Source organism: Pseudomonas sp. Soil_N_39 (assembly GCF_057655955.1).
This window is the reverse complement of the sequence record NZ_JBDGLI010000002.1, coordinates 174955-186044: the sequence shown is the minus strand read 5'-3', so window position 1 is coordinate 186044 and position 11090 is coordinate 174955. Positions and strand designations below refer to the sequence as shown.

At 60.6% G+C, this 11090-nt stretch carries 9 protein-coding genes and 1 pseudogene; all 10 read right to left on the bottom strand.

Annotated elements, in window-relative coordinates; all coding sequences use genetic code 11:
- Positions 1-13: 13 nt before the first annotated feature.
- Positions 14-877: a type IVB secretion system protein IcmH/DotU gene (icmH, locus tag AC3A5O_RS03150; protein WP_487752841.1), complete on the bottom strand. Its 864-nt coding sequence runs from the start codon at positions 875-877 to the stop codon at positions 14-16.
- Positions 878-882: 5 nt separating this feature from the next.
- Positions 883-2214 carry a type VI secretion system baseplate subunit TssK gene (tssK, locus tag AC3A5O_RS03145; RefSeq protein WP_305491349.1) on the bottom strand — a complete coding sequence of 444 codons (1332 nt, stop codon included), beginning with the start codon at positions 2212-2214 and terminating at the stop codon, positions 883-885.
- Complete coding sequence (gene tssJ / locus AC3A5O_RS03140; protein WP_305468855.1) at positions 2211-2714, bottom strand: type VI secretion system lipoprotein TssJ; 504 nt, start codon at positions 2712-2714, stop codon at positions 2211-2213. The genes tssK and tssJ overlap by 4 nt, the downstream gene beginning before the upstream one ends.
- A gap of 59 nt (positions 2715-2773) precedes the next feature.
- Positions 2774-3565 (bottom strand): annotated as a pseudogene (tagH, locus tag AC3A5O_RS03135) (type VI secretion system-associated FHA domain protein TagH); the annotation flags it as partial.
- A gap of 20 nt (positions 3566-3585) precedes the next feature.
- Positions 3586-3726: a type VI secretion protein gene (locus AC3A5O_RS03130; RefSeq protein ID WP_305468857.1), complete on the bottom strand. Its 141-nt coding sequence runs from the start codon at positions 3724-3726 to the stop codon at positions 3586-3588.
- Between the two features lie 61 nt (positions 3727-3787).
- Positions 3788-5299 carry a sigma-54 interaction domain-containing protein gene (locus AC3A5O_RS03125; RefSeq protein ID WP_122567827.1) on the bottom strand — a complete coding sequence of 504 codons (1512 nt, stop codon included), beginning with the start codon at positions 5297-5299 and terminating at the stop codon, positions 3788-3790.
- A 10-nt stretch (positions 5300-5309) separates the two neighbouring features.
- A complete protein-coding gene (gene tssH / locus AC3A5O_RS03120; protein ID WP_487752840.1) occupies positions 5310-7904 on the bottom strand; it encodes a type VI secretion system ATPase TssH in 2595 nt (864 codons plus the stop codon).
- An 11-nt stretch (positions 7905-7915) separates the two neighbouring features.
- The gene (tssG, locus tag AC3A5O_RS03115; RefSeq protein WP_122567607.1) at positions 7916-8920 is read right to left on the bottom strand and encodes a type VI secretion system baseplate subunit TssG; all 1005 of its coding nucleotides are present in this window, start codon (positions 8918-8920) and stop codon (positions 7916-7918) included.
- Positions 8884-10671, bottom strand: a complete 1788-nt coding sequence (gene tssF, locus AC3A5O_RS03110; RefSeq protein WP_487752839.1) for a type VI secretion system baseplate subunit TssF — start codon at positions 10669-10671, stop codon at positions 8884-8886. Before tssF ends, tssG begins: the two co-directional genes overlap by 37 nt.
- Before the next feature lie 6 nt (positions 10672-10677).
- Entirely contained in the window at positions 10678-11088 is a 411-nt protein-coding gene (tssE, locus tag AC3A5O_RS03105) for a type VI secretion system baseplate subunit TssE (protein ID WP_122567609.1), read from the bottom strand.
- Between the last annotated feature and the right edge of the window lie 2 nt (positions 11089-11090).

Below are 11090 nucleotides of genomic sequence, written 5' to 3'. Positions count from 1 at the left end.
GACACGTCCCTGTTTACGGCAGCGGCTGAGCAGCGACCGGTTCTGACAGTTGATAAGGTTGCAATACGCTTTTGCGTTGCTCGTCCAATACCCAGGCGAAACTCGAATACATCACCCCCAGGCAGACCAGCGTGAACACCGCCACCGTCCAGGCCGGGACAATGCGCACCGGACGGCGGCGCGCACCGTCGAAGCCCTCCCAGTGAGGCGACAGTTCACGCGGGGTGTCGCCACGGGTCTGGAGAATCTGCCGATACAGGGCGTCGCGCAGGTTTTCGAGTTCGAGCATCCCGCGGGTCTGAATCCGGTATTTACCCTCGAAGCCCAGGGACAGGCACAGGTACAACAACTCCAGCATGGGCAGGTGCTTGATGGGGTTCTTCGACAGGCGCTCAAGCAATTGAAAGACTTTCTCGCCGCCGAAGGTTTCGTTGTGGAAGGTACTGAGCAGACTTATCTGTGACCAACCGCCCCCGTGGCCCCACGGCGTGGTGACAATCGCCTCATCGATCACCGTGCACAGCACGTAACGTGCGGCGATCAACTGACTGTTTTCTACACCGCCCTGCAAGGCACAGGCTTCGAACTGCTCCAGGCCGCGCTTCAGTTCTCCTTTAAGAGCGTGCAGGTCCTCGCGTTCACGACCGTGCTTGAGCTGAACCATGTGCGACAGCAACCCGGACGCCGCCGCGACCAGCGGATTGAGGCTGACCGTGAATGCTTGGGACTGCGGCAGGTGCGCGGCGTAGATCATGCGTTCTTGCAACTGTTCGAAGCGCGGCGGTGCACCAGCGTCGGTCCAGGGCCCTGAAGTGGGACGTTGCCCGTGGTGGTCGAGCAGGACCGTTGTTTCGTCCTGAAGATGTTCCTGATCCATTTGGTTCAGTTCCTGATGGCCCAAAAATTCAGTTCAAGCTCGGCGAAATCGCCACTGACATGGAATGCAAAACCTGCGGAGCGCTTCAGTTGCGCCAGGTCTTCGGCGTTGGGCTCGAGAATGAAATAGGTTTTGTTGGCATGGAACGCAATCTGCCGCGGGGCCACGGGCAAAGGCCTGATCTTGATGCCGGGCAGATGCAGGTTGACCAACTGGCGGATGCGTTCCACCGAACCGACCTTGAGGTGCGCCGGCAATCGATGACGCAGCTCTTCGCCGTCGCAGTGGGCACTTGCCGCCAGTACGAACGAAGCGGTGTCCAGCAGCGACAGATCCGGCACCGGCGAGACGATGATTCCGTATTGGCGCGGCTGCAGTGGCAGCTCGATAGCGTGTTGCTCAAGCACCATCGACAAGACCTGGCGGATCGCTTGCAGCAGGCCTCGAAAACATGCGCCTTGGTCGCTGTGCTGATAGCGGTTGTTGAGTGGTGGGCGCTTGCTGTCACTGGAGAACGTTGCCAAGTCACCCAGCAGCGCCAGCAGCGTTCGGTACAGCGTTTCTGGGTGCACCTGCTCCAGATCCAGGTCATGACGCAGCAACAGTTCGCTGCGGTTGATCAGTTGCAGCATCATGAAGTCGCCGACTTGCGCACCACCGGCCTTGCCACTGGAACGGATCCGCTCAGCCAGGGTGTCGCCTCGATGGGCAAGCATGCCGATGATCTCCTTGAGACACGACAGCAAGTAGTGGGAAGAGCGAGCCTGGATGAAGGTCGGCACAAAGTTCGGATCGAGCCTGATCACCCCATCGGCCGTGGTATCGAGCACCTCGCAAAGCTTGAGTTTCACGAACGCATGATCACTCTGCTGCTCGCCTAATAGCAGGCGCAGGTCCGGACGGCCGCAACTGATCTGACTCCCGCCGGCCTCTCCGGCGTTGGAGTCGGTCACCTGCGCGTCGTAGAGGGTATAGCGCGCCAGCACATCAGACTGCTCCGGACGACGGGACTCGATGTGATTGCCGGTCACCAATGGCAGCGCGAGGTAGATCGGCGTATTGCGGGTATTGGACGGCACTTCCAGGGCCAGCGGCTCGGCGTTGCCACCCAGTTCGAACAGGCTGCCGTCCGGCAGGACCCCGTTGGCCTGGCTGACCACCAGCTGCCCCATGTTGAGGAATTGCAGATCGATCTCCAGTGCCAGGAATCCCCAGGCGTAACTGGCCAGCAACCGAGTACGAACCTTCAACTGGTGGTCGAAATAGCGATCGTTGTGTTGCAGATGTTGCGGGCGCAACAGCATGCCTTCCTGCCAGATGACCTTATCGTGATTCATCGGTCAGCCACCTTGGCCAGTCGCTCAAGCGTATTGGCGATTCCATCCTCGTCGAGGGTCAGGCGCGCTTCGGTCACCTGCGTCGCAGCCACCGGCAGTGTGTAGCGCCAGCGGGCGTGTGGCAGGTCACGGTACGCCGCGAGCAGGCCGACGTAACGGCCGCTCCCAGTGATACCGAGCCTGAGCTCGACGGTTTCACCTGGGCGCAGTTCCAGCTCTTCACTGGAAACCAGATCAGGGGCCAGTGTTTCCCTCGCGCGCTCATAAAGGCTGAAGAAATCTGCGTTTTCAAAGGCCACCGGATGCTTGAGTTCGAACAACCGCACCACCACGGGTGACGGTCGTCCATTGAGATCGGGGTTGAGTCGATCACTGGCCGCCAGGGTGAGGTTGAGCTTGGTCATCGTCGAAAAAGGCGACAGCGTGGTGCAACCGGCCAGCAGCAGGGTCGTGGTGAGCGTCGTCAGTATCTTGGATAAGTGCATCGTGCAGTGCGGCATGGACGTCATCCGTGATGGTCGATTTGCAGGCTGGCAATCAAGCGAACCTGTTCTTCATAGGTCTGGGCCAGGCGCAGTTCGCTTTTCAATTCCGAGCGAGTGCGCAGGCTCTGTTGCAAGCCCTGAATGCTTTGCTTGAGCAGTAGCGCGGCGTTGATCGCCAGGGCCTCGCGCGCCTTGCCATCCAGGCTTTCGAGATCCATGCCCAAGGCCGTACCGAAGCGCTGCCAAAAGCCGTCGCGCAGGTGGCCATTAATTTCGTTGGGTGGGATGGGGGCAGGTCCTGGTTCGACTGGCGCTGCGACCAGCTCCGGCAAGAGCAGGCTTTCCATGTCGATACGCGCATAGTCCGGCCGTTCAAGGGCGTCCGTAGGCACGGGAGCAGGGTTTATCAGCTCATCGATGTCCAGCAAGGCCCGCTCCTGCTGATCCAGCGCCTGCAGCGGATCGAGCTCCAGAAAGGCGTCATCCGGGATGAGACTGTCGACCGGACTCGGACGGCTCGCTTCGGCAAGATTGCCCGCTGGCCCGGAGACCAGCCGTGCGAGGATCTCGAAATCGCCCATGATGTAGGCATTCCCATCCAGTATCGGTACCGGCTCGCCCTTGGGCAGGCGCACGCCGCTTTCACGATGGGTCGTGCCATTACCACTGGTGTCGGTCAGGAAAAATGCGCCGTCACGAAAACTGACGTACGCGTGACGCTTGGACAGCAGGCGCTCTCGGTCAGGGATGAGCCAGTGGCAGCCCTCGCCCCGCCCGATCACGCCACCGGCCGGACCGAAGGTCTTTTGGCACAGCCGTGACGGGACGAACTGACTGGCGTTGAGCATTTCGAAAACAAGTTCCATCTATCAAAGGCTCCTTGGCGTCACTTGCCGCGATTGACCGCCTGTGGATCACCCAGAGGGCGATAACCACTGTCGTTGAATTTATAATTGGCGTTGCAACCGCCCAGGGCGAATGACACGAGAATCGCCAACAGGACGGCTCTCCAGGGAAAGACAGGCATCAATAAGTCTCCAGGATGAAAGGGACGGGCTGGAACGTGTACGAATAGCGCGAGGGAAGGATCAACCATTGAAATCACCGCGCTGGACGTTCAGGCGCGCGAGGCGATAGATCAGTGTGCGCAGCGGCAGACCGAGTTCGCGGGCGGCGCGGGTTTTGTTACCCGAGTGCTCGCGCAGGCAATCGATCAACAGACCACGCTCGATCTGCTCCATCCGCTCACGCAGGTTGATACGACCGCGCTCGGAGGGGGGGTCGATGTGCAGCGAAAAATGCTCGATGAGCAGTTCGCCGCTCTCGCACAGGAGCACAGCCCTTTCCACGACGCTCTTGAGTTCACGGACGTTTCCCGGGAAGCCGTAGGCAGACAGGTGATCGAGCGCCGCGTCTGACCAGCGCACCGGATCACGCTGCAGAAGCGTGCAAGCCTTGTCGGCAAAATGCCGCGCCAGCTCAATGATGTCGCCTTCGCGCTGACGCAGCGCCGGTAACTGGATCGGGAACTGTGCGAGGCGGTAATAAAGGTCTTCGCGGAACTTGCCCTCCTCCATCAACTGTTTAAGGTCGCGATGAGTGGCGGCAACGATGCGTACGTCGACGTGGTGAGTGTCGTTGGAGCCCAACGGACGAATTTCGCCCTCCTGCAACACTCGCAGCAACTTGGCTTGCAGGGACATCGGCATGTCGCCAATTTCATCGAGCAACAGCGTGCCGCCGTTGGCCGCGTCGAATAGTCCGGCACGGTCTCGGTCGGCACCGGTGAACGCGCCCCTGCGATAGCCGAACAGCTCACTCTCCAGCAAATTCTCGGGAACCGCGGCACAGTTCTGCACGATAAATGCCTTGGATCGACGCGGGCCGTTGTCATGGAGAGCCCGGGCCACCACCTCCTTGCCGGTACCGGTCTCGCCCCGCAGCAAGACGGTATAGGGGCTGTGCAGTACCTTACTGATCAATGAGCAGGTCTTGCGCATGGCCATGCTCTTGCCGATCAGGCCGTAGCTGATGCCGCTCGGCAGGCTTGAGGTAACAGAGGCCTCGGCCGGACGGCGCAGACGCTGCAGCTGATGCAGCTGGCCAAGCACGAAGGCCCCGAGATACCCCAGGGATTCAGCGGCTCCATGCAAGTCGAGGTGCTGAACACTGGCACACAACAACAGGCCTGCGACGCTCCCTCCCGGGTCGATCAAAGGTACACAAAGTAGCGATTGCCAGGGCGTGGCCCGGGCAGGCAGGAAGCGGGTTTCGTGCACGCTGTCGCTCAACGCGCCAAGGCACACCACACGGTTCTGGCACAGGGAAAACTGCAGCAATTGCTCAGTGTGGTAATCGGAGGACAGGCTTTGCGGGTCACGAAACTGCAGCTGGCCGTCCAGGCATTCGGTGTTCAGTTCCAGGCGGGTACCGGTGGCATCGAGCAAATACAACTGCACCAGTTCACAGCCGCTGAGCCGTGCCACTCCCTGAATGAAATGCCCTACCAACTCCGCACCGTCCGCCAAACGTGAAAGGCTGGAGAACTGCGCCAAGAGCGCTTCGGCATAGTCCAGCGGCTGCGAGAGCTTATTGAACATGGCGCTCATCTCAGGAGAACTCACACGACACGCTGGCATCGCCGTTGAGCACCGCGTGTACATGCCGCAGCGGTTCGCCACCGGCCATGGCCGCGAGCAACCGGTCGGCAACCAGCGGCGTGACATGCCGGTCGAGCAGTTGGTCAATCAGCCGCGCGCCACGGTCATTGCGACTGCAGCGCTCGACCAGGTGGCTCACCAAATGCTCGCAGTAACTGAAGCCCAATTGACGACGGTGCAGCCGCTCGCCCAGGCGCTCGAGTTTGATTTCCACCAGTTCACGCAGCACAGGCCCGCTGACCGGGTAATACGGCACCACACACATGCGGGCCAGCAGCGCTGACTTGAAATGGTCGATAAGGATCGGGCGAATGGATTCCTCAAGGCGTTCGGCACTCGGTTGTGCGCCGTTTTCGCACAGCTCGTCAATACGCTCACTGCCCAGGTTCGATGTCATCAGAATCAGGGTGTTGCGAAAATCGATCTCCCGCCCTTCCCCATCATTGGCCAGGCCTTTGTCGAAGATCTGGTAGAACAGGTTCAACACATCCGGGTCGGCTTTTTCGACCTCATCGAGCAACACCACGCTATAGGGCTTTTGCCGCACGGCTTCGGTGAGCATGCCGCCTTCGCCAAAACCGACGTAACCCGGCGGCGCTCCGATCAGTCGGGAAACGGTATGTTTCTCCTGGAACTCGGCCATGTTGATCGTGGTGATGAACCGCTCACCGCCATAAAGCAGGTCGGCCAGGGCATGTGCCGTTTCGGTCTTGCCGACACCACTGGGGCCCACCAACAGAAATACGCCCATCGGAGCATCGGGTTTGTTCAGGCCTGCGGCGCCAGCGCGTAACGCGCGATCAAGCGCCTGCACGGCCGGTTCCTGGCCGCGAATGCGAGCACGCAGGTCTGTGGCAAAACTGGCGATTTTCAAGTTGTGCTCGCGCGCCAGTTGCGCCAGCGGTACACCGGTCCAGGCGTTGATCACTTCGGCGACCAGTCGCGGGCAAACTTCAAAGCTGACCAGGTGTTCATGGGTTTGCGCGGCCACCAGCGTGCCGTGTGTTTCATCCACCGCCGCCGCCAGGGCTTCGATACTGAGGGCTTGGTCCACTGCGCTTTCCCGTGCCCCGGCCAATTGCTGCCGCAGCGACAGCAAACGTTCCGCGAGGATACGTTGCTCGGTCCATTGGATTTCCAACGTTTGGCGCTCGTCTTCAATGGCCGCCAGACGCACCTCCAGCGCCTCCAACGCTTGAAGATCAATTGATAGGCCCGCCTCTGCATCGCGCCGCAGCGCCCGGCGTTGGCGCTCGCCTTCGGCCCATTCGCCGCGCAATCGCTCCAGACTTTGCGGGGCAGCGGCCAGGCTGATGCGCACGCGAGCGCAGGCGGTATCGAGCACATCGACGGCCTTGTCCGGCAACTGACGACCGGCCAGATAGCGAGCCGACAATTGCGCTGCCGCGACCACCGCGTCATCGCGCAGGTAAATGCCATGACTGTTTTCGTAGACCCGGGCCAGGCCACGCAGGATGGTCACCGCCTCGCTGACGGTCGGCTCGTGCAATTGCACCGGTTGGAAACGACGGGCCAGGGCTGGGTCTTTTTCAAAATATTTTTTGTACTCGGTCCAGGTGGTGGCCGCGATCGTTCGCAGCTCGCCCCGGGCCAAGGCCGGCTTGAGCAGGTTCGCCGCATCGGCGCCCCCGGCGCTGTTGCCTGCGCCGATCAAGGTATGGGCCTCGTCGATGAACAGGATGATGGATGTTGGCGAAGCCTTGACCTCGTCGATCACCCCCTTGAGACGACGCTCGAATTCACCTTTGATGCTGGCACCGGCCTGCAGCAGCCCCATATCCAGCGACAGCAGTTCAACGCCCTCAAGCGCCGGGGGTACGTCCCCGGCGACGATACGCAACGCCAACCCTTCAACGATGGCGGTCTTGCCCACCCCCGCTTCACCGACCACGATTGGATTGTTTTTGCGACGCCGAACGAGGATATCGATCATCTGCCTGATTTCGCCGTCGCGACAAAGCACCGGGTCGAGTTGGCCTTCGCGGGCCTGTCGGGTCAGGTCATGGGTAAAGCGCGCCAGCAGGGAGCCGTCCGGCGGGGTGGGCAGGCCGGCAACCGGTTGAGCCTGTTGAGCCTGTTGCGACAAGGCGAACGCTTTCAGCCGATCGATGCTCAGCCGGTTAAGCAGCGTCAGATAAGCACTCCCGGCGTAGCGAAGGGGGTTGCGCAGCAACGCCAGGAGCAACGCGGCTTGTCCGACCTGGCTACGGCCGAGTTCGAGATTGGCCACCAGCAGCGCATCCTGTAACCACTGCACCAGTTCCGGGGCGAATACCGGGTTGCGCGAAGCGCTGTGCCCCATCCGTGGTTGCAGGGCCGCGCTCAGCTCGCCCGCACTGACCTGGGCATCGTGCAAGGCACGCACCAGCAGACCTTGGGGACGTTCCAACAAGCCCAACATCAAGTCTTCCACCAGGACCTTGTCTGCACCACGGGCCACGCATTGCTCGGCAGAGCGCTCCAGATCGCGCCTGGTTTCGGCGTCCAACGCCTGGATCAGTTGCTGAAGGTCTACGTTGATCATGTCATCCATTCCTAATGAATTTTGCTGCCAAGGGTCACCACGCCATCGGCGCGCTCGTGTCCCAGCCAACTGGTCCATCCCAGGCGGCAGGTATTCTGTTCACCGATGCACAGCTCACGAATCTCCTGCTGGCGCAGGACCAGGCGAATGTCATATTCAAGGGGATCACGCAGGGTGAATCGCACCAGCGAGCACAACGGCTGGTAACCGTTACCGATGGGCAGGAATTCGTGGAAACGCTGCCAGTCCAGCTCGCAGATATGGATCCGGAACTTGCCGCTGCGGTCGCGCACCCGTTCGCCGAGCACCAGGTCTTGGCTGAGCAGGTTGTTGGCGCTCCCCAGGCGATTGCGCTGTTCGTCAAGGATGTCCACATGCCGCTCGATGCACTGTTCGAGGTTCAGTTCAGCGTGTTTGAAGTAATAACGCAGTACCGCCTCGATCAGCGCCGCCGAATGGGCACGCAAGCTCAGCAAGCCCAGGTATGGCAGCAGACGTTTCCAGTTCAGTTGGCTGGCCTTGCGAATCTCTTCGCCCCCCAAACCGATCAACGCGTACAACTGCTCGGAAAATGGATCTCGGGCACCACTCTGAAAACTTGCGCAGTAACGGTACTTGCGCCAGATCGGCAACATCAGCCGTTGGAGACGATGGTGAAAGATGTCGAGGAAGTCGCGTGTCGGGTTGTCCTTTTCCTCCCCTAGGGCCTGCTCACCATAGAACGCTGGCAGCGGCGACCCTGCCCCCACCAGCCCGATCAGGTTCAAGCACAGACGCGCCCGCGCCTGGCCGTGTTCTTCGAAAAACTCCACACGATCAATGTCGCTGGCCGCAAACCCCAGACTTGGGTTGGCCTGGAACTCCAACCGGTCGTACAACGCTTCATCATCCAGGCCAGGGTGAGCCTCGCGCAGCCGATCGATGATCAGCAACACAGCCTGGAATAACGAGTACTCGCGTATTTCTCGTGTCAGCACGCTTAGAGAAGCGGCTGTTGGCCCATGCGGGGTGTCCATTGGTACACCTCTCCCTGTGTGCTGTTCACCCGCAGCTCGTGGTACGAATTGAGGCTGGCATACAACGCGAAGAACTCGTTGAGGACCGAGGCGAAGACGAACAGATCGCCCTCGCCGATATAACCTTGCGGGTCGATAGTCAGCTCGGTGCGCAAGCCACGCACCGGCAAGCCTCGGTGCAGGCGGTCGACGTGCTGGTGCCGGATGGACTTGAGCCCCTCCAGCAAACGCTTGCTGACTTTCTCTGCCTGCTCGTCGTGGTAACGCGGAAAATCGTAGCTTTCGAGAATCACCTTGAGCGCATTGACGTCTGCCAGCGACAAGTAGTTGAGCGACATGTTGCTGATCAGCTTCCAGAGGAAGTCGCGGTTGAGTGGCGGCGCGAAGCTTGGCGTGACCGGACCGATGTTGCGGAAACTCAGTGCCTCGGGACTTTTTTCGCCGGGTTGGTCGATGTCACCCGGCTTGAGCTCGCGAGGCAGGTTCCGGTTGGTGCACATCAACTCAATGGACAGGGTTTCATGCGGGTGAGTGTGCCGGACGCCAAAGCCCAGGCAAGTGTCCAGACCGTCGTGCAACAACGAAGGCCGCTGGCGAACGCTGTAGTAGGGGCGGCTGTGGGGTACATCGAAGCTTGAATCGTGCTCGAAAGACTCGAACGGCACATAGGCCTGATAACCCAGGCCTCCGGGACTCCAGCCGGTGACGCTTTCGACCGAAAACACGCCGCAGTGCGCCTGGTCGTAATCGGCCGGCAACAGCAGGTACTCATCCTGTTTGCCGTCCAGGCGGATCGGCTGGGCGTCATGCTTGAACAGATTGACGATCGGCGTGCAGTACAGCTTGATGTTATCCAGCGTCGGGCGCATCCGCTGGATTCCACTTTTACCAATATCGAAGCGCAGCTCCAGGCCACGCGTCTGTTCGATGCTGCCGTGCGGCAGGGCGTTGATCACGTCCAGGCCATCGATGTCGACGAACAGGAACTTGTCCTGGAAAGCGAAATATTCTTGCAGGTAGCGATAGCCGCGAAAGGTATTCAGCGGATACGGAACCAGCGCTTCCTCTTCGGCAAACCCTACCGGCTGGACACGGTCGGCGGGGAGCCTGAACGTCGTTGGGCTGCCATCTGCCGCCCGCAGGGCCACGCCGGTGCCGTCCAGCGGGATCAGCTCGATACCCTCGAGGTTACGTAACAGGCTGAGATAGAGCATCTGGCTGATGTAGCGCTCGCCGGTCAAGTGCAGACGCAAACGGCTCAGTTGCAGCTCGCCCACATGACCGTCGCAACGCATTTCCAGATGCAGGCTCAACAGCGACCCTTCCCCTTTCACTGAGTAACTCAACCGGGTCAGATCAAGCGCCAGGACGTCGGTGGGGTAACACGTCAGGAAACGACAACGCACCTGTTGGACAGGCTTGCTTTCGACTGGCGTATCGCGCTCAACCCGCAGCGCAGGGCCGGATCGCTGCAGCGGATCGAACTGCAAAATGCCGAAGGCTGGCAATGGCCGCATGTAGTTCGGCCACAACAGCTGCATCAGCGAATGGCTCAGCTCCGGCAACTGGTCATCGAGCTTCTGGCGCAGTCGCCCGGTCAGAAATGCAAACCCCTCCAGTAGCCGCTCTACATCCGGATCCCGTCCGGCCTGTCCCAGGAAGGGAGCCAAAGCCGGGTTACGCTCGGCGAAACGTCGACCCAACTGGCGAAGCGCCGTAAGCTCGCTCTGGTAGTAATGGTTGAACGACATCAATGGCTATCCTTGTCTGACCTTGACCTGACCGCTGCCGTCCAGGCACGCGGAAAAACTGACCTGCCGCTTGATCCCTTCCACATCCAACAACGCATCGATGCGCAAGGAAAGGCGAAGCTGATCGGCGTTACTCGGCACTAAAAAGACACAGACATTGCGCAAGCGTGGTTCGTAGGCCTTGATGAAGGTCTCGATCGCCTTGCGGGCTTGGCTCCCCGCGTCGTGCAGGCTCAAGCGCATGTCATTGAGGTCCGGCAGCCCATAATCCGCGAGTGTCTGCACGCTACCTGCCCGAGTGCTGAGCATCTTGGCCAGATGCGCAGCAACGGATGTGACGGTGCAAACCTCGCGGCTCAACCCCCTGCGCTTTTCAGAATTACCAGCCAGTCGCTCGAAAAGGCTGCCGTAAGTCATGG

Excerpts from the sequence above, each read along its gene's own strand:
- tssK (WP_305491349.1), bottom strand. The coding sequence starts at position 2,214 with ATGAATCACGATAAGGTCATCTGGCAGGAAGGCATGCTGTTGCGCCCG.
- AC3A5O_RS03125 (WP_122567827.1), bottom strand. The coding sequence starts at position 5,299 with ATGTTCAATAAGCTCTCGCAGCCGCTGGACTATGCCGAAGCGCTCTTG.
- tssF (WP_487752839.1), bottom strand. The coding sequence starts at position 10,671 with ATGTCGTTCAACCATTACTACCAGAGCGAGCTTACGGCGCTTCGCCAG.
- tssJ (WP_305468855.1), bottom strand. The coding sequence starts at position 2,714 with ATGCCGCACTGCACGATGCACTTATCCAAGATACTGACGACGCTCACC.
- AC3A5O_RS03130 (WP_305468857.1), bottom strand. The coding sequence starts at position 3,726 with ATGCCTGTCTTTCCCTGGAGAGCCGTCCTGTTGGCGATTCTCGTGTCA.
- tssH (WP_487752840.1), bottom strand. The coding sequence starts at position 7,904 with ATGATCAACGTAGACCTTCAGCAACTGATCCAGGCGTTGGACGCCGAA.
- tssG (WP_122567607.1), bottom strand. The coding sequence starts at position 8,920 with ATGGACACCCCGCATGGGCCAACAGCCGCTTCTCTAAGCGTGCTGACA.
- icmH (WP_487752841.1), bottom strand. The coding sequence starts at position 877 with ATGGATCAGGAACATCTTCAGGACGAAACAACGGTCCTGCTCGACCAC.
- tssE (WP_122567609.1), bottom strand. The coding sequence starts at position 11,088 with ATGACTTACGGCAGCCTTTTCGAGCGACTGGCTGGTAATTCTGAAAAG.